The following is a 17,754-nucleotide window of genomic DNA, read 5'->3' on the forward strand; positions in this document are numbered from 1 at the left end:
CGGAGCCGCATGGCCCCGGCCCGGCTCAGCTGGCCTTCTTGCGCTGCTCGCGGACGTATTGGAGCTCATCCTTGACCTTCTGATCGTCGGGCGTGAGCTCGAGGCACTGGGCGAGCACCTTCTCCGCCTCTTCGAGCTTTCCGAGTTCGATGAGATCGTAGCCCATGCCGAACCAGGCGCGGCGGAGCGATTTCTTGCGCTGATCGCCTTCCTCCAGCGCTGCGCCGGCGGCAGCGCGCTGGTACATGTCGTGGGAGAGCTGCCACTTCTTCTGCACCTGATAGGCATAGCCCAGCTCGGACAGATAATGCGGATGCGACGGCGACAGCGCGACGGCACGCTCGAGAAACGGCACCGCCGCATCGATCTGGTTCAGATCGATCAGCGCAAAGCCGCGTGCCCAGAGCGCGGTGCACCAATTCGAGATCGAGTATGAGCGACTTTTTATCCGCGGCTTTCGCTTCGCTCACATAGAGGATGGCCTGTGCCGGATAATGCGCGCAGTAGATCTTGCGCTTCTCGCCGGCGTAACGCTTCTCGTATTTGACAAGCAGCGGATCGACGATCGCAATCGCCTCTGCCGGCTTCCCCGACTGGATCGCGTTGATCGCTTCGCCCAGCTCCGTATCGATTGCGGTCTGTTCGAGTGGATCCTCGTGCTTCTGCGCCGAGGCCGGCACTGCCGCGACCAGCGCCAGCGCCGCGAGCCAATGCATTCGAGATCATGGCGAACCTCCCCAGTTCGCCAACAGGCTATCAATCCGGCTGCGGCATGTCTCGCTTACTCTGCGGCCTGCGCCTCGGGCAGATCGGGATCGCCGGCATGGCTGGCGAGGAGTTCGACGGGCGGGATCGTCTCGATCTCGCGAGCGCCGGTTTCGATGTTGAGGTCCTTGAGCTTGCGGGCGCTCACCAGCGCACGAGTCTCGAGGCTGTTCGCGAAGGCGTTGAAATTCTTGACCGCGGTGTTGAGGCCGCTGCCGACGACGCGCAGATCGCCGAGTGCCTTGGCGAGGCGGTCGTAGAGTTCCTTGCCGAGCTCGCCGATCTGCCGGGCTTCCTTGGCGAGCTTTTCCTGACGCCACACCGCCGCGACCGTCCGCGCGATGGCGATGAGGTTGGTCGGCGTGGCGAGCAGCACGCGCTTTTCGAAGGCGAAGTCCCAGAGCGTGTGATCGTGCTCGAGCGCCGCGGAGAGGAAATGCTCGCCGGGCACGAACATGATCACATAATCGGGCGCGTCCTCGAACTGGCTCCAATAGGCCTTGTTGCCGAGTGCGTTGATGTGCGCCTTCATCGAGGCGGCGTGCGCGGCGAGGCCGATATGGCGCTCGCCGTCGTCCACTGCGCCGAACGCGTCCTGATAGGCGTTGAGCGAGACCTTTGCGTCGATCACCAGCGCACGGCCGCCGGGCACGCGGACGATCGCATCTGGGCGCAGCCGGCCGCCATCCTCGTGCGCGACGCTGACTTCGGTAGCGAAATCGGTGTGCTCGGCAAGCCCGCAGGTCTCCAGCACGTTCTTGAGCTGCTGTTCGCCCCAGCGACCACGCGACTTGGGGGCGTTGCGGAGCGAATTGACCAGCTTGGCGGCTTCGGTGCTGACGCGCTCGGTGCCGATCCGCATCTGCTCGATCTGGCCCTTGAGTTCGCCGAAAGCATTGCGCCGCTCGGCCTCGACCTTGGCGACGCCTTCCTCGTAGCGCAGCAGGCGATCGTTGACCGGCTGGAGCAGCGACTTGAGATTCTCCCCCGCCATCGTCTCGGATTGCTTGAAGCGATCGTCGGCGCGCTTGAGGAACACCTCCTGCGCCTCGCCCAGCGCGCGCGCGGCGAGTTCGGCGAAACGCGCTTCGAGGCCGTTGGTCTCGGCCTTCAAGGTCGCGAGTTCGATATCCTTGCGATTGAGGTCGGAGATTGCCGCCTTGAAGTCACTTTCGCGCTTGTCGCGCTCGACGCGGGCCTCCGCGACGCCGCGGGTGCCGAGGAACCAGCCGAGCGCGAGGCCGCCCAGCAGGGCGCCCAGGATTGCGATGAGAGCGAGCGGGTCCAACTTTGCCTCCGGGAACAGAAGGCGAACTTATCCGCTAGTGACTCTGGAGGCAACCCATAGTCGTCACCCCGGCCGAAGTGCCGGGGTGACGGAGGGCTTACGCCGCGGCTTTCCGCGCCTTGGTGAGCTTCTTGAGGATCATGTCGCGCTTGAGGCGGGAGAGATGGTCGATGAAGACGATGCCCTCGAGATGGTCCATCTCGTGCTGGATGCAGGTGGCGAGCAGGCCCTCGAAGTGCTCGTCATGCGCCTCGCCCTGCTCGTCGAGCCATTTCACCCGGCAGCGTGCGGGGCGTTCGACATCGGCGAACTGCTCGGGGATCGAGAGACAGCCTTCGGTATAGACCGAATGCTCTTCGGTGGGATCGAGGATCTCGGGATTGATGAAGACGCGGGGTGCACGGATCGGCTTGCCCTCCTCGTCTTCCTCCTCCTGCAGGTCCATGACGATGACGCGCTTGGGCACACCGACCTGGATCGCGGCGAGGCCGATGCCGGGGGCGTCGTACATCGTGTCGAACATGTCGGCGATCAGCGCGCGCAGTTCGTCATTCACCTCCTCGACGGGCTGGGAGATGAGGCGCAGGCGCGGGTCCGGGACTTCGACGATGGGTAACAGAGCCATAAAGCCGATTTAATTCGCGACCCGCTCCGCCGCAAGGGTGGGAAATTACGCGACGGGCCGCCGGGCGCGAAGTGCCTGGGCGAGCGTGCCTTCGTCGAGATAATCGAGCTCGCCGCCGACCGGCAGGCCGTGGGCGAGCTGGGTGATGCGCACCGGATAAGCCTCCAGCCGTTCGGCGAGGTAATGCGCGGTGGTCTGGCCGTCGAGCGTGGCGTTCATCGCGAGAACGACCTCGTCGATCCCGCCGGCGGCGACGCGGCGGACAAGGCCGTCGACGCGAAGATCCTCGGGGCGGATGCCTTCGAGCGCCGAGAGACGGCCGCCGAGCACGTGGAACTTGCCGGGGAAGAGCCGCGAGCGATCGAGCGCCCAGAGATCGGCGACTTCCTCGACCACGCACAGCGCGCGGGAGTCGCGGCGGGGATCGGCGCAGATCGCGCAAGGGTCGCTGGTATCGACATTGCCGCAGATCCCGCAGGTGCTGAGCCGGCGGCTGACCGCGGTGAGCGCCGAGAGCAACGGATCGAGCGCAGTCTCGCGCTTCTTGAGCAGATGGAGCACCGCGCGCCGCGCCGAGCGCGGGCCGAGCCCGGGGAGGCGGGAGAGCGCCTGGGTCAGTGCCTCGATTTCGGGGGATGCCATGCGGGAGAGATAGCCATGCGGGAACAGAAAGGAAACTCCCTGCCCGCTCCGTCATCCCGGCTTTCGCCGGGAGGACGATTGTGGGTAAGGCGATCTTATGCGGATCATCTTCATGGGAACCCCCGAATTCGCCGTCCCCGTGCTCGACGCGCTGGTCGCGGCTGGGCACGACGTCGTGGCGGCATATAGCCAGCCGCCGCGGCGCGGAATCGGGGCAAGACCGCGCCCTCGCCGGTGCATGCGCGCGCCGAGGCACTGGGGATCGAAGTGCGTACCCCGCTTTCCTTCCGCAAGGAGCCCGAAGCAGTGGAGGCGTTTGCGGCGCTGGCGGCGGATGCGGCGGTGGTCGCGGCCTATGGGCTGATCCTGCCGGTTGCGGTGCTCGAAGCACCGCGCCTGGGATGCCTCAACGTGCACGGCTCGCTGCTGCCGCGCTGGCGGGGGCGGCGCCGATCCAGCGGGCGATCCTTGCGGGGGATGCCGAGACAGGGGTCGGGATCATGCAGATGGAGGCGGGGCTCGACACTGGACCGGTGCGGCTCGAAGGGCGGACGCCGGTGGATGGCAAGACCGCGGGCCAGCTCACGGCCGAGTTGAGCGCGATGGGCGCGCGGCTGATGGTCGAGGTGTTGGGCGATGTGGAGCGCTATCCGGCGATGCCGCAGCCCGAGGATGGCGTCACCTATGCGGCGAAGATCGACAAGGCCGAGGCGCGGCTAGATTTTTCGCGGACGGCCGAGGAAGTCGAGCGGCAGGTGCGCGCGTTCAACCCAGCGCCGGGGGCGTTCTTCGAGGTCCATGGCGAGCGCGTGCGGGTGCATGCGGCCACCGTCCTGGCGGAGCGCGGAGAGACCGGCATTGTGATCGACGATCAGATGACGATCGCCTGCAGCGAAGGCGCGATCCGGCCGATTCTCGTCCAGCGCGCGGGGCGTGGCGTCATGACGTCGGAGGAGCTGCTGCGTGGCTTTGCTATCCCGGCGGGCACGCGGCTTTGATGCGGTTCGCGCTCACGGTGGAGTTTGACGGGCGGCCGTTCATGGGCTGGCAGCGGCAGGACCATGGCCCGAGCGTCCAGCAGGCGATCGAGGACGCGGCGTTCGCGGTCACCGGCGAGAAGGTCGTGGTGCATGCGGCCGGGCGCACCGACGCGGGCGTGCACGGACTGGGCATGCGTGCGCATCTCGACATCGGCCGCGAGATCACGCCGTTCCGGCTGATGGAGGCGCTGAACGCACGGCTGCGGCCGCATCCGGTGGCAGTGCTCGATTGCGTCGGGGTGGCGGACGACTGGCATGCGCGCTTCTCGTGCCTGGCGCGGCATTACGAATATCGCATCGTCACGCGGCGCGCGCCGCTGACCTGGGAGAAGGGGCTGGCGTGGCGGATTCCCGCCGAACTCGATGCGCACGCGATGCACGCGGCGGCGCAATCGCTGGTGGGGCGGCATGACTTCACCACCTTCCGCTCGGCGCATTGCCAGTCCGAGAGCCCGGTCAAGACGCTCGACCGGCTCGACGTGTCGCGCGACGGCGACCGGCTGCTGGTCCATGCTTCGGCGCGCTCGTTCCTGCACCATCAGGTGCGATCGATGGTCGGGTGCCTGGGGCTGGTGGGCCAAGGCAAATGGAGCGCGCGAGACCTGCGCGACGCACTGGAGGCGCGCGACCGTTCGCGGCTGGGACTGAACGCGCCGCCCGACGGGCTGTTCTTCGTGCGGGCGGATTATCCTAGCGACTGAACCGTGCGGCGAGCTCGACATGCGTCGACCAGCGGAATTGGCCCACCGGGCGAGATCCAGTCGAGGCGATATCCGCCTTGAGACAGAATTTCCGCATCACGCGCGAAGGTGCTGGGATTGCACGATACATAGGCGACGAGCGGCGCAGTGGACTTGGCGATCTCGGCAATTTGCTCGCGGGCGCCGGCGCGGGGCGGATCGAGGATGACGGCGTCGAAATTGGAAAGGTCGCTCGCCGTGACCGGGCGGCGGAACAGGTCGCGATGTTCGGCGAATACGGGCCGCCCGGCAGCGCCCGCCGCGGCCTTCAATGCCATGACCGGATCGCGGGCGGCTTCGGCGGCATAGACCTTGGCCTTGGGGAAAGCGAAGGTGAAGGTGCCCAGGCCGGCGAAGAGATCGGCGACCGCCTTCGCCTTGCCGGCGATCTCCTGCACCGCTGCGACCAGAGCGACCTCGCCCTCAAGCGTGGCCTGGAGGAAATTGCCCGGCGGGAACGGCACCGGAACGCCACTCAGCGTCACGGTGACCGGCTCGGGCTCATAGCGCGCAGTGGGACCGAAGCCCTCGTCGATCGACAGGCGGGCGAGGTGATGGCGGTGCGAAAAGGCGCTCAGTGCCTCGGCCGCGGCTAGGCCTTCGGCTTCGAGGCCGTCGATCAGGACATCGGGCCCCTGATCGGTCTGCGCGAGATGGACGTTGATCCGCCGCGTCCCCGGGATCAGCGCCGCCAGCATGCCGCGCATGGGGCCGACCAAGGCGAACAGCTCGGGAGCGAGGATCCAGCATTCCTCCACGTCGATCAGTTCGTGGCTGCCCTGCCGGGTGAAGCCGAGGCGCACCTGCCGGCCGCGGCGCTCGGCGTGGAGCGTGGCGCGGCGGCGCGTGTTGGGCGGCGAGAGCAAAGGCGCGCGAATATCCGCCTCGAGTCCGTGCGCGGCCAGCGCGCCGGCGATGCGATCGGCGATGAACTGCGACCAGCTGATATCGTCGAGATGCTGGAGCTGGCAGCCGCCGCATTCGGGGAAATGCTTGCAGGGCGGCGTCTGATGGTGCCGGCCCGGGACGATCGTCCCCTCGGACGTGACATGGTCGCCCGGCGCCGCGAAGGCGACATGGCGGCCGTCCGCAGTGACGCCATCGCCACGCGCGGCTACCCGCAGGACCTCATCGTCGTTCACAGGCATTCCGAAACCGCCCCCGGGATATGCATGACCAGTGCATCGGCGATCAGCGCCGGTCCCGCAAGCTGCGCGGCGCGGGCGTGGAGCCAGGTTGCGGCCTCGGCCGGTGCGGCCCCCTTCCCGCCCTGCACGATTTGCGCCGCGAGCAGGCCGGCGAGTACGTCGCCGGTCCCCGCGGTGGAGAGCCAGGGCGAGGCGCCGGCTAGGACACGGACGTCCCCTTTCGGCGAAGCGATCACGGTGTCGGCGCCCTTGTGGACGATCGTCGTGCGAGCTTCCGCGGCGGCGGCGAGCGTGCGATCGAGCTTGCTGCCCTCGCCCGCGAACATCCGGTCGAACTCGCCCGAATGTGGCGTGATCCAGGTCGGCGCGGCGCGGGTCTCGAGCCAGCGCGACGCGCCGGTGCCGAGCAGGGTCAGCGCATCGCCGTCGAGGACCAGGGGCTTGGGCACGGCGAAGGCGGCGCGGAGAAAGGCCTCGGCGCGGCGATCGCGGCCGAGACCGGGGCCGAGCACGACGGCGTCGATACGGTCCCAGCCGAGGAATTCGGTCAGATCCTCGGCGCTGCGCACTTCGCGGCGGACGAGCGCATCGGGGCCGTCGCCCCAGGGGCGATCGCCGGCGAGCACGACATAGCCCGCCCCGCCGGCCATCGCGGCGCGGGCGGCGAGGCGCGCGGCACCGGGCATCGCGCCCTCGATCACCGCCACGAGGCCGCGGCTATATTTGTGGCTATGTGCGCCCGGGGCCTCGAGCCGGGGCCGCGAAACGGTGCGGCAGCGCGTGTCCACCGGGATATCCAGATCGGCGAGCAGCACCTTGCCGCAGCGCTCGAGCCCGGCATCGAGAACGTGGGCCGGCTTGAGCGCGCCGAGCGCCAGCGTGACGTCAATGCCCCTGGGAGCGCCGAGATCGGCACCCGTGTCGGTATCGAGTCCCGAAGGCAAGTCGATCGACAGCGTGAACTCGGCCTGTTTGCACAGATCGGCGAACACCGCAGCGAGGCCGCGTTCGAGCGGGCGCGTCATGCCGGTGCCGAACAGCCCGTCGACCAGCACCGGGCTCGGGCGCGCGGCGTAGAGCGCGCTGGTGGACCCGTGCCACAATGCCTGCATGCGCTCGGCGGCACCCGATGCGGGCGCGCCGGTGGCGACGAGATTGACGTCATGGCCCTCGGCCTTGAGCAGCCGCGCAGCGACATAGGCGTCGCCGCCATTGTTGCCGGGACCGGCGAGGATCAGGATCGGACGGCCCATCGCAAAGCGCGCAGCTTCGCGGGCGACTGCCGCCCCTGCCTGCTCCATCAGCGTGTCCTGCGCGACGCCGCTGGCGAACAGGGCCTGCTCGGCGGCGCGCATCTCGGCGGCGGTGACGATCGGGGCGCCCGAGGGAATCATTGCGCCGGTTCGCGGACCGTGGCGGGTAGCCGATAGCGCGCGCCGCCGAGTTCGACTTCGATGCGGTCGGCGGCGAGCGGCGTCACCTTTGCTGGCTCGGCGCCGTCGGCGGCGATCACGCCGCGGCCGTCGCGCGTGATCTGGAGGCGATGAAAGCCGCCGTCGGGGTGGCGGAGGGTGAGGATGACGCCGTTAGGGGTTTCGGTGCGGTCCACGGTGCAGACGGGGGCGAACTCGGTGCTGCCGGGGGCGGCGCAGGGGATTTTGGGGGCTTCGGGTTGGGTTGGTGCGGCGGCGGCCGGGCCGGGTGCGCCCGGATTCGCCGCCGTGGCGGCGTTGTTGGCGGCCTGCTCTCCACATCCCGCAAGAAACAACGGCACCAACAAATACCACCGTTCGCCCTGAGCTTGTCGAAGGGCGACTTTGCCGGCCGGTGGGCGCAACAACGACCGGCGCTTCGACAAGCTCAGCGCGAACGAAAATTTGAAGAGCGCGCCAAAGGTTCGGGTGGAAGCGCTAGATATCCGCGTAGACATGGCGTTCGGCGCTGGCTCCCGGATGCGTCACTGCGCCCTTATAGGCAGGGCCGACGGTTCGGGAATAGCGCCACAGCGCGCCGGACTGGTAATCGTTGACGCGCGGCTGCCATTTGGCGCGGCGCGCGGCGAGCACGTCCTGGGGAACGTCGAGGTCGATCGTGCCGGCCTCGGCGTCGATGCGGATGATGTCACCATTCTCGACCAGCGCGATCGGCCCGCCCTCCGCCGCTTCGGGCCCGACATGGCCGATGCAGAAGCCGCGGGTGGCGCCGGAGAAGCGTCCGTCGGTGATCAACGCCACCTTCTCGCCCATGCCGAGGCCGTAGAGCGCCGCGGTGGTCGAGAGCATCTCGCGCATGCCGGGGCCGCCCTTGGGGCCTTCGTAGCGGATGATCAGGACCTCGCCTTCCTTGATCCGGCGATTCTCGACCGCCTCGAAACACTCCTCCTCGCAATCGAACACGTGCGCCGGGCCGGTGAACTGGAGGCGGTGCATGCCGGCGACCTTCACGATCGCGCCCTCGGGCGCCAGCGTGCCCTGCAGCCCGACCACGCCGCCGGTGGGCGAAAGCGGCGTCTTGACGTCATAGATGACCTTCTGGTCGGGGTTCCATGTGACCTGGTCAATATTCTCGCCCAGCGTCTTCCCCGTCACGGTCATGCAATTGCCGTCGAGGAACCCGCCGGCGAGCATCGTCTTCATCAGCATGTAGACGCCGCCGGCTTCGTGCATATCCTTGGCGACGTACTTGCCGCCTGGTTTCAGGTCAGCGATGTAAGGTGTTGATTTGAAGGCCTCAGCCACGTCGTGGAGATCGAATTCGATCCCTGCCTCGCTGGCCATGGCAGGCAAGTGGAGCGCGGCGTTGGTCGAGCCGCCGGTTGCCGCCACCACGCGCGCCGCATTGATGAACGCCTCGCGGGTGCAGATGTCGCGCGGGCGCAGGTTCAGCTCGATCAGGTTCATCACCTGGTGCCCCGCCGCGACGGCGATCTGCTCGCGCGACTGGTATGGCGCGGGGACCATGTTCGAATTGGGCAGCGACAGGCCGATCGCCTCGCCGACACAGGCCATGGTGTTGGCAGTGAACTGGCCGCCGCAGGCACCATGGCCGGGGCATGCGACCTTTTCGAGCGCGGTCAGCTCGTGGAGCGGGCAATTGCCGGCGGCGAACCTGCCCACCGCCTCGAACACGTCGACGACGGTGACGTCCTTGTCGTGGAAGCGGCCGGGCAGGATCGAACCGCCATAGACGAAGATCGACGGCACGTTGAGGCGGAGCATCGCCATCATCATGCCGGGGAGCGACTTGTCGCAGCCGGCAAAGGCGACGAGCGCGTCATAGCAATGGCCGCGGACGCTGAGCTCGACCGAGATCGGCGATCACTTCGCGGCTGACCAGCGAGGACTTCATCCCCTGATGGCCCATCGCGATGCCGTCGGTGACAGTGATCGTATTGAAGCGGCGCGGCATACCGCCATTGGCGATCACGCCCTCGCGCGCGGCATCGGCCTGGAAATCGAGCGTGGTGTTGCACGGCGCGCTGTCGTTGCCGGCGCTGGCGATCCCGACGAAGGGCTTGGCGATATCCTCTTCGGGGATGCCCATCGCGTAATAATAGCTGCGGTGGGGCGCGCGCTCGGGTCCGACGGAAACGTGGCGGCTGGGAAGGCGGGACTTGTCGAGATCGGTTTGTCATGGCGCGCAAGCCTATGTCGCGGGAGGGGCATTTGGCGCAAGACTATTGCGCAAAGAATTTGCCAGCCCGGCTAAAGTCTGGCTCCATCGCTCGATCCCGGCGGCATCGCGGATCAGATCGTTGCGGACTTCGATCGCGATCGAGGGAATGCCGTTTGCCTCGGCGTGGCGATTGAGCGTCGCGTTGAGCAGGCGGCCCGAATAGGGCTCGTTATCGCCGGTGACGAGGCCTGCGGCGCGGAAGAACTCGATCGCCGGACGCGCGGCGCGGGCGTCGCGATTGTAGAGTATGCCGACCTGCCAGGGGCGATCGGTGCCGCCATGTTCGAGGCATGGCGTGAAGCTGTGGATCGAGAGGATCAATTTCGGCCGCTGCGCACGGATACGGCGCGCGAGAAGGCGGTGGTACGGCGCGTGAAAGCGGGCGATCCGCGCGGCGCGATCGACGGTATCGTTGCCGGGGATCAGATGGCCGTCGCTGCGATGGGGGATCAGGCTGACATGGTCCGGCTCGCGGTGGAGGTCGATCACCAGCCGCGAGACGGTGGCGAGGATCGCAGGACACTCGAGCCGCGCGGCGAGGCTGCGGGTGAGCGGGCCGGCGCCGATATCGACGGCGATGTGGAGATCGAGCAGCTCGGGGGCGATGCCGAGATCCACATCGGGCGGCACTGCATTTGAGGCGTGATCGCAGAGCAGCAGGATATTCTGCTGTTTTCCTTCGATGATATCGGGGACTTCGCTCATTGGTAGAGCGGCTTCCGCCGTTCGCGGAACGCAGTGAGGCCCTCGGCGAATTCGGCGCCGCCGAACGTGTCGTCGAAGGCCTGATCGAGTCCCTCGCCACCGCGTAGCGTGCGCTTGAGCAGGCGCACCGCCTGCGGCGCGTTGCCGGCGATCGCAGCGGCGAGCGCGGCCGCGGTTTCATCGGCTTTCTTCGACCGTAATTCGACCAGCCCGATGCGCTTGGCCTCGTCCGGGACGAGCCGGTCGCCGGTGAACAGCATCAGCGAGGCCATGCCCTGCCCCACCTTCGCCACCAGCCGGGCGACATCTTCCTGCGGATAGCCCAAGCCGAGCCGCGCGGGCGTGGTGGCGAACTCGGCATGGTTGCCGGCGATGCGGATATCGGCGGCGAGGATCAGCGCGACCGCCGCGCCGAAACAACCGCCGTCGATCGCGGCAATGACCGGCATGGGAAGCGCCGCGACTGCCTCGATCGCGTCGCGCATCGCGGTGCGGAAGATCGGGCGTAGCGCCGGATCTTTCTGCAGCGTCTCGAACTCGCGGACATCGGCGCCGGCGGAGAAGATGCCGGGGACGTCGGACTTGAGGATCACGGCACGGGCATCGCCGACATCGCGCGTGGCAGCGGCGAGCGCCTGCCATGCGGCAATGGGGAGCGCATTCTTCGCTTCGGGGCGGGCCAGCGCGATGGTCGCGACCGGGCCTTCGCGGGTGAGGTGGATCATGTCCGCGCTCTGCCCGATCGGGCCGCGCCTGTCACGCCGGTGGGTTGCGGCGCCGGGCATTGCCCGATAGCCCGCCGCGCATGACCCGCATCGTCGGCCATGTCGCGGCGCTCAACCGCTTTCCCGTCAAGTCGATGGCGGGCGAGAAGCTGGCGGTCGCCGAGATCGACTGGCAGGGCATCGAAGGCGACCGACAATATGCCTTTCTTCGGAAGGCCAACGGCACGCGGTTTCCCTGGCTGACCGCCCGCGAAGTGCCGGCGATGGTGCTGCACCGCGCCAGCTTCGCCGATCCGGGGGCACCCAAGACCTCCGCAGTGCTGGTCGAAACGCCCGACGGCGCGGCGGTGTCGCTCCACGATCCGCTGCTCCACGCGCATCTTGAGACTGCCGCGGGCGAGCCGATCGGGCTGGTCCAGGTCGCGCGCGGCATCTATGATTCGATGCCGATCTCGATCGTGACGACCGCGAGTCACGCGAGCGTTGAGGCGGTCCATGGCTGCGCACTCGACCCGCGGCGGTTTCGCGCGAACGTGGTGATCGAAAGCGAATTGCCGGTGAACGAATGGCAAGGGCTGCGGCTCGCCTTCGGCAACGAGGCGGACGGCGCGATAGTGCAGATGGCCGATCCGATCCCGCGCTGCGTGCTGATCACGATCGATCCCGATACCGCCGCGAAGGATGTCCGTGTACTGCGGACGGTCGCGCAGCAGTTCGGCAATGCATACGGCGTCTATGCGACGCCGGCGCGTCCGGGGCTGATCAGTGTGGGGGATCCGGTGCAGGTGGTGGACTGACGTCGGCTTCCGCCCCACTAGCAGACGTTCAGCCTTCCTCACCGAATACGGATGGTTCTAGCTCCATGGTCGCGCCTGCCATGCGATCTTTGGCACACCGCGCGTGAATGTAGATGTTCTGGAAGGGATCATCTTTCCCGCGCTTGCCCTCTGCCCAGCGCCAAAGACTCTCGACGCTAACCAGCAGTGCGCCTCTGTCATCGCGGTCGATACCCTCACCGCAGAACCAGCATTGAAAATCGAGCATGTCCGGATGGTGCGAGAGATCGCCATCGGACGCAAGGTCCGCTTCCCACCCATTTGCAGACGTGCTTGCAATGTAGGATTTCGTCTGACAGCCTCACTTAGCTCTTTGACATCGTAACGCCCCTCTCATCGCTGCTCGTGCGAAAGCAGGAGTATAATGCTGCTTGGCCCACATCATCCTGGATCTCCTGCGCAGGAACACGGCCCGCCAGAACGATGCAGTCAGTGTGACCTTAGTGTGACTTTCGCGGCCAACCACCCAATAGCCGATATTCCATCGGCATCCGCGATCCTCAGTCCAGCCCGTTGAGCGCCTTTTCCACGCCGTCCATCGTGAAGGGCTTGGAGAGGATCGGGCGGTCGCGCCAGACCTCCGGGATGGTGTCGCCTGCCCCGCCGGTGGCAAGGATGAAGGGGATGTCGAGTTCGGCGAGACGGGCCGCGACCGGCCAGCTCTGCTCGCCGCCGCGCAAATTGACGTCGAGGATAGCCGCTTCGACTCCGCCCGCGTCGATCCGCGCCAGTGCGCTCTCGACATCGTCGGCGGTGCCCGCGGCTTCACGTTCGAGGGCATCGAGGAAATCCTCGAGCATCATCGCGATCAAGGGTTCGTCTTCGACGATCAGGACACGGCGGGGAGCGGGCATATCCGGGCCTTTGCAGGAAATTTCCGCGTCGCCAAGAGATTATTTCGTAGCGAGAACGTCGCGTGCCGCTTCGGCAAGCTGTTGAACCGAAAAGGGTTTGGGGAGGAAAGCGACGTTGCCGAGGTCGATCGACTTGCGAAGCTGCTCCTCGGCATAGCCCGACATGAACAGGATCGGCAGGTCCGGATATTTGGCCCGGATGCGGCGCGCCATGGTGGGCCCGTCCATCGAGGGCATGACGACGTCGCTGATCAACAGATCGGGCTTGCCCATGCCTTCCAGCGTCTCGAGCGCGACTTCGCCATTCTCGGCGGCGACGACGGTGTAACCCTGTCGCGTGAGCGCGCGTTCGGCGACGGCGCGGACCATGTCCTCGTCCTCGACCAGCAGGATGGTGCCCGAACCCCATAGATCGATCTGGCGCGGCTTGACCGGCGCCTTGGCGACCACAGCCTCGGGTGCGGAATGGACCGGCAGGTAGACAGTAAACTCGGCGCCGCCGCCGGGGACATTGTCGGCGAAGATGAACCCGCCCGATTGCTTGATGATGCCGTAGACGGTCGACAGGCCGAGCCCGGTCCCCTTCCCCACTTCCTTGGTGGTGAAGAACGGCTCCCAGATCTTGCCGAGGATGTCGGGCGGGATGCCGGTCCCCGTGTCGGTGATGCGCAACGCGGTATAGTCACCGACGGGAAGCACGTCGTCGTCCATCTGACGGACTTCCGCCGCGGCGACGCTGGCCGTGGCGATGGTGAGCGTGCCGCCGCCATTGGGATTGGCGCTCAGCATCGCATCGCGGGCGTTGACCGCGAGATTGACCACCACCTGCTCGAGCTGGCCCGGATCGGCGCGGACGGGACCGAGATTGCGGCCGTGCTTGACCTCGAGCCGGACGGTTTCGCCGAGCAGACGCTTGAGCAGGTTCGAGACCTCGGAGATGACGTCCGGTAGTTGGAGGACCTGCGGCCGCAGCGTCTGCTGGCGCGAGAAGGCGAGCAATTGGCGGGTCAGCGAGGCGGCGCGGTTCGAATTGGCGCGGATCTGCTGGATGTCGTCATAATCGCTGTCGCCGGGCGAATGGCGCATCAGCATCAGATCGCAATGCCCGATGATCGCGGTCAGGATGTTGTTGAAATCGTGCGCGACGCCGCCGGCGAGCTGGCCGACCGCCTGCATCTTGGTGGCCTGGGCGATCTGGCGCTTGAGCTTGCCCTCCTCGCCCGAGATCCTTGAGGCTGATCAGCACCGCGGCATCGCCGAGCCCGCGCGCACCGGCGATGGTGAGCGCGACCGGCTCCTCGGGCGCGTCGACGAAGCGGACCGTCATCTCGACCGACTGGGCAGCGCCACCGGCGAAACGGCGGACGGCATCGGCGAGCGCGGCCTTGTCCTCGCGCACGACGAGATCGATCGGATAGAGCGGCGGGGCGGCGGCGTTGATCCGCGCGGCGCGGACGAACGCGTCGTTCATGCTGACGAAGCGGCCGTCGCGATCGACCAGAGCCAGCCCCGAGGGCAGCATCGCGATCAGCGAACGGACATGCGCCGAGGCGCTCGCGCCGATCGCAGGCGACGGCAGGTTGAGATTCTCCTCGTCGAGCAAGGCGACGAGCATCGGCGAATCCTCGCCGTCGAGGAACGGTATCTGGAGGACCCGAAGCGGCGTGCCGTCCATCCCCTCGCGCTCGAAGCGGACCAGCCCCATCGAGATCGGTGATTAAAAAGCGCGTGAAGTCGCGGCCCTCGGCGGGCGCGTCGGGGAGCCCATCGCCCGCGCCTTGAACACGCGATTGGCAGCGCGGACGCGGCCCTCGGGCGTGACCATCACCGTCATGATGCCTGCGGCGGCGAGCCGCTCGCCGGTATGGCCATGGATCAGCGCCTCGACCTGCACCGCGAGATCGAGCGCCTGGATGCCGACGAAGCGCCAGACGAGGGATTCGTCGCCGACGCGGGAGACGCGCGCGGAGACGGGCGCGCCGAACACATGGACATTCTCGACCTGCGCTTCGCCGTCGCGCCACGCGCCGCGCGCGGCGATGCCGAGATCGTCGATCGCGGCATCGCTGACCGGCAAATTGGGCGGCGTCGGCCAGCCGGCGAAGAGGATCTCGTAGCGCGCATTGGCGCAGACCAGCCGGCCGGCACGATCGGTGACCGCCAGCGCATCGTCGGAGGCGGCGGCGAGGCTCTGGGCCACCGCCCAGTCGACATGCGTCTCGGCGACATCTTCGCTGTGGAGCAGCCTGCGCGCGCCGAGAAGCACGCCGGCCGCGAGTATGCCCGCAGCTGCGAAGCCGAGCGCGACCGCGCGATCGTTGAGCGTCAGCAGGATGAGCGCAGCGGCGACGAAGCCGGCGACCACCGACGCCATCAGCGGCAGAAATCTCCGGGAGTGCGCAGGATTGGGCAGCGTGGCCATGACGCTACCGATGTTCGGTACGCAGGCGCGGGTCAAGCCTTACTCCCTCTCCCATTGGGAGAGGGAGGGAGCCGCGAAGCGGCGGAAGGGTGAGGGTCATATCGCCGCCCTCACCCTTCCCACTCGCTCCGCGAGCAGGCCCCTTCCCTCTCCCACACGGGGAGAGGGAGCCTTGATATTACCAGATCCGGACGCGCTGCTCGGGCGTCAGGAACAACTTGTTGCCCGATGCCGGCGCGAAAGCCGAGTACCAGGGATCGAGATTGCGCACGACCCAGGTGCGCTGCTGCGACGGGCTGTGCGGATCGGTGAGCAGGCGCTGGCGCAGATTGGCCTCGCGATAGTTGCGGCGCCAGACCTGCGCCCAGCCGAGATAGAAGCGCTGATCGCCCGAAGTGCCATCGAGCACCGGCGCGCTTTCGCCGTTCAGCGAATGCTTGTAAGCGTCGTATGCGACGGTGAGACCCGCCAGATCGGCGACATTCTCGCCGAGCGTGAGCGCACCCTTTACGTGCATCCCCGGCAGCGGCTCATATTGATCATATTGCGCGACCAGCGCGTCGGTGCGCTTCTTGAATGCCGCGACGTCGGCCGGAGTCCACCAATCGGTGAGGCGGCCCTCGGCGTTGTACTTGGCACCCTGGTCGTCGAAATGGTGGCTCAGCTCATGGCCGATCACCGCACCGATGCCGCCGTAATTGATCGCGGGATCGGCGTTCGGATCGAAGAAGGGCGGCTGGAGGATGGCTGCCGGGAAGACGATCTCGACCATGCCGAAATTGGCATAGGCGTTCACTTCCATCGGAGTCATGCCCCATTCCCAGCGCCGGATCGGCTGGCCGAGCTTCGAGATCTGATCCTCATGCGCCCAGTTGTTGGCGCGGACATTGTTTCCGAACGCGTCGCCGGCGACGATCTGCAGGTTCGAATAATCGTGCCACTGATCGGGATAGCCGATCTTGGGCGTGAAAGCGGCGAGCTTGGCGTGCGCCTTTATCTTGGTCTCGGGCGCCATCCAGTCGAGCTGATCGATGCGGCGATCCATCGCGGCGATGACGTTCTTGACCAGATCGTCGGCCGCAGCCTTGGTCGCGGGCGGGAAATATTTGGCGACATAGGCCTTACTGACTTCGTCCGACACCGCGCCGGTGGTGAACTCGACCGCGCGCTTCCAGCGGACCTGCTGCTCGGGCGTGCCCGAGAGCGTGGTGCCGTAGAATGCGAACTGTTCCTTGTCGAAGGCCGAGGGGAGCACGTCGGCGAAATTGTCGAGGCTGCGGACGAGGAGCTGGTCCTTGAGCACCGCGACCGGCGTCGCCTGGACGAGCTTCGCGATCCCGGTCACCGCGCTCGGCTGGGCGACGATCACGTTGGTTACCGGTGCACCGATGCCCGCGAAATAGCCCTTGAAGTCGAAGCCCGGCGCCTTTCGCGGGAGATCGGCGACCGTCATCATGTTGTAGGTCTTGTTCGCGTCGCGGCTCTCGATGCGCGTCCAGTGCGCCTGCGCGATCCTGGTCTCGAAGGCGACGATCGCCTTGGCCCGGGCCGCGGCATTGGGTTCGCCGGCGAGAGTCAGGACGTTGGTCAGGTGCTTCTCGTACGCCGTCTTGGTTTCGACGAGCTTGGCGTCCTTCGACAAATAATAATCGCGATCGGGCATGCCGAGGCCGCCCTGCGACAGGTTGAGTGCATAGGCTTCGGGGTTCTTGTCGTCCTGGCCGACATAGCTGCCGAACAGGCCGCCCACGCCATTGCGGTCGGCCTGCGCATAGAGCGCGGCGAGGCCGGATTTGGCCTTCACGGCCTTGATCTGGTCGAGCCATGGCTGGATCGGGGCGAGGCCCTTGGCGTCGATCGCGGCGGTATCGAGATAGGTCGCGTAGGTGGTGCCGATCTTCGAGTTCGGATCATTCTTCGCAGCCTCGAGGATCTCCTGCGTGCGCTGCTTCGACAGATCGTCGATGACGTTGAATGCGCCGTAATTCGACTTGTCCGCCGGGATCGGCGTGGTCCGCGCCCAGATGCCGTTGGCGAAGCCATAGAAATCGTCACCCGGCGCAATCGACTTGTCCATGCCGGCTTCGTCGAAACCGTAATTGCCGAGTTGCGGGCGCGGCGCAGTGGCCGGGGCGACCGGGCCGACCGAAGCCTGCGCGACAGTTGCAGTCTGGGCGGCGACAGCCTCGGGCGGCGGGGTTTCACCGCGCGTGCAGCCGGCGAGCAACGCGGGCGCGGCAAGGAAGGTGGTGGCGAGAAGCGAGAGACGCATGGAGGGCCCTTCGAAAA

The 17,754-nt window shown here is 67.1% G+C and carries 13 protein-coding genes and 5 pseudogenes; 3 read left to right on the plus strand and 15 right to left on the minus strand.

The features are described 5' to 3' along the window. Positions 1-25: 25 nt before the first annotated feature. The 5 genes and pseudogenes from PIB19_RS04970 to recR all read right to left on the minus strand — a co-directional run bounded on the left by PIB19_RS04970 (position 26) and on the right by recR (position 3,320). Positions 26-355: a tetratricopeptide repeat protein gene (locus PIB19_RS04970; RefSeq protein ID WP_271239915.1), complete on the minus strand. Its 330-nt coding sequence runs from the start codon at positions 353-355 to the stop codon at positions 26-28. Between the two features lie 3 nt (positions 356-358). Beyond that, positions 359-448, minus strand: a pseudogene (locus PIB19_RS23495) (hypothetical protein); the annotation flags it as partial. 333 nt (positions 449-781) lie between these two features. Beyond that, positions 782-2,053: a DNA recombination protein RmuC gene (locus PIB19_RS04975; RefSeq protein ID WP_271239916.1), complete on the minus strand. Its 1,272-nt coding sequence runs from the start codon at positions 2,051-2,053 to the stop codon at positions 782-784. A 97-nt stretch (positions 2,054-2,150) separates the two neighbouring features. Then, a complete protein-coding gene (def, locus tag PIB19_RS04980) occupies positions 2,151-2,678 on the minus strand; it encodes a peptide deformylase (protein ID WP_271239917.1) in 528 nt (175 codons plus the stop codon). A gap of 45 nt (positions 2,679-2,723) precedes the next feature. After that, complete coding sequence (gene recR, locus PIB19_RS04985) at positions 2,724-3,320, minus strand: recombination mediator RecR (RefSeq protein ID WP_271239918.1); 597 nt, start codon at positions 3,318-3,320, stop codon at positions 2,724-2,726. Between the two features lie 97 nt (positions 3,321-3,417). Between recR and fmt the strand changes: the two are divergent. Together fmt and truA are read left to right on the plus strand one after the other, a co-directional pair. After that, positions 3,418-4,318: pseudogene (fmt, locus tag PIB19_RS04990) on the plus strand (methionyl-tRNA formyltransferase). Further along, the gene (gene truA / locus PIB19_RS04995; protein WP_271239919.1) at positions 4,315-5,061 is read left to right on the plus strand and encodes a tRNA pseudouridine(38-40) synthase TruA; all 747 of its coding nucleotides are present in this window, start codon (positions 4,315-4,317) and stop codon (positions 5,059-5,061) included. The pseudogene fmt and the gene truA overlap by 4 nt, the downstream one beginning before the upstream one ends. On the opposite strand, the pseudogene PIB19_RS05000 reads toward truA, so the two are convergent. The 6 genes and pseudogenes from PIB19_RS05000 to PIB19_RS05025 all read right to left on the minus strand — a co-directional run bounded on the left by PIB19_RS05000 (position 5,051) and on the right by PIB19_RS05025 (position 11,353). Continuing rightward, positions 5,051-6,248, minus strand: a pseudogene (locus PIB19_RS05000) (class I SAM-dependent RNA methyltransferase). The gene truA and the pseudogene PIB19_RS05000 overlap by 11 nt on opposite strands. After that, on the minus strand, positions 6,239-7,642 hold the full coding sequence (locus PIB19_RS05005; protein WP_271239920.1) for an NAD(P)H-hydrate dehydratase: 1,404 nt from the start codon (positions 7,640-7,642) through the stop codon (positions 6,239-6,241). Before PIB19_RS05005 ends, PIB19_RS05000 begins: the two are co-directional and overlap by 10 nt. After that, the gene (locus PIB19_RS05010) at positions 7,639-8,022 is read right to left on the minus strand and encodes a hypothetical protein (RefSeq protein ID WP_271240916.1); all 384 of its coding nucleotides are present in this window, start codon (positions 8,020-8,022) and stop codon (positions 7,639-7,641) included. Before PIB19_RS05010 ends, PIB19_RS05005 begins: the two co-directional genes overlap by 4 nt. A 136-nt stretch (positions 8,023-8,158) precedes the next feature. After that, positions 8,159-9,791: pseudogene (gene ilvD / locus PIB19_RS05015) on the minus strand (dihydroxy-acid dehydratase). Between the two features lie 102 nt (positions 9,792-9,893). Next, entirely contained in the window at positions 9,894-10,628 is a 735-nt protein-coding gene (locus PIB19_RS05020) for an N-formylglutamate amidohydrolase (protein ID WP_271239921.1), read from the minus strand. Next, complete coding sequence (locus PIB19_RS05025; RefSeq protein ID WP_271239922.1) at positions 10,625-11,353, minus strand: enoyl-CoA hydratase/isomerase family protein; 729 nt, start codon at positions 11,351-11,353, stop codon at positions 10,625-10,627. The genes PIB19_RS05020 and PIB19_RS05025 overlap by 4 nt, the downstream gene beginning before the upstream one ends. Before the next feature lie 80 nt (positions 11,354-11,433). Here PIB19_RS05025 and PIB19_RS05030 point away from each other — a divergent pair, with 80 nt between their 5' ends. Beyond that, positions 11,434-12,150: an MOSC domain-containing protein gene (locus tag PIB19_RS05030; RefSeq protein WP_271239923.1), complete on the plus strand. Its 717-nt coding sequence runs from the start codon at positions 11,434-11,436 to the stop codon at positions 12,148-12,150. Between the two features lie 28 nt (positions 12,151-12,178). Here PIB19_RS05030 and PIB19_RS05035 read toward each other — a convergent pair whose 3' ends face one another. The 4 genes and pseudogenes from PIB19_RS05035 to PIB19_RS05050 all read right to left on the minus strand — a co-directional run bounded on the left by PIB19_RS05035 (position 12,179) and on the right by PIB19_RS05050 (position 17,737). After that, the gene (locus PIB19_RS05035; protein ID WP_271239924.1) at positions 12,179-12,397 is read right to left on the minus strand and encodes a hypothetical protein; all 219 of its coding nucleotides are present in this window, start codon (positions 12,395-12,397) and stop codon (positions 12,179-12,181) included. Positions 12,398-12,689: 292 nt separating this feature from the next. Then, complete coding sequence (locus PIB19_RS05040; protein ID WP_271239925.1) at positions 12,690-13,043, minus strand: response regulator; 354 nt, start codon at positions 13,041-13,043, stop codon at positions 12,690-12,692. Between the two features lie 39 nt (positions 13,044-13,082). Then, positions 13,083-15,465 (minus strand): annotated as a pseudogene (locus PIB19_RS05045) (response regulator). A 178-nt stretch (positions 15,466-15,643) separates the two neighbouring features. Continuing rightward, positions 15,644-17,737 (minus strand): M13 family metallopeptidase, encoded by a 2,094-nt coding sequence (locus tag PIB19_RS05050; RefSeq protein WP_271239926.1) that lies wholly within the window; start codon positions 17,735-17,737, stop codon positions 15,644-15,646. Between the last annotated feature and the right edge of the window lie 17 nt (positions 17,738-17,754).

The sequence above is a fragment of the Sphingomonas sp. 7/4-4 genome (assembly GCF_027941955.1).
In the GTDB taxonomy this organism is placed as follows: domain Bacteria; phylum Pseudomonadota; class Alphaproteobacteria; order Sphingomonadales; family Sphingomonadaceae; genus Sphingomonas.

Excerpts from the sequence above, each read along its gene's own strand:
- PIB19_RS05030 (WP_271239923.1), top strand. The coding sequence starts at position 11,434 with ATGACCCGCATCGTCGGCCATGTCGCGGCGCTCAACCGCTTTCCCGTC.
- PIB19_RS05005 (WP_271239920.1), bottom strand. The coding sequence starts at position 7,642 with ATGATTCCCTCGGGCGCCCCGATCGTCACCGCCGCCGAGATGCGCGCC.
- PIB19_RS05020 (WP_271239921.1), bottom strand. The coding sequence starts at position 10,628 with ATGAGCGAAGTCCCCGATATCATCGAAGGAAAACAGCAGAATATCCTG.
- PIB19_RS05025 (WP_271239922.1), bottom strand. The coding sequence starts at position 11,353 with ATGATCCACCTCACCCGCGAAGGCCCGGTCGCGACCATCGCGCTGGCC.
- PIB19_RS05040 (WP_271239925.1), bottom strand. The coding sequence starts at position 13,043 with ATGCCCGCTCCCCGCCGTGTCCTGATCGTCGAAGACGAACCCTTGATC.
- recR (WP_271239918.1), bottom strand. The coding sequence starts at position 3,320 with ATGGCATCCCCCGAAATCGAGGCACTGACCCAGGCGCTCTCCCGCCTC.
- PIB19_RS05035 (WP_271239924.1), bottom strand. The coding sequence starts at position 12,397 with ATGCTCGATTTTCAATGCTGGTTCTGCGGTGAGGGTATCGACCGCGAT.
- PIB19_RS05050 (WP_271239926.1), bottom strand. The coding sequence starts at position 17,737 with ATGCGTCTCTCGCTTCTCGCCACCACCTTCCTTGCCGCGCCCGCGTTG.
- def (WP_271239917.1), bottom strand. The coding sequence starts at position 2,678 with ATGGCTCTGTTACCCATCGTCGAAGTCCCGGACCCGCGCCTGCGCCTC.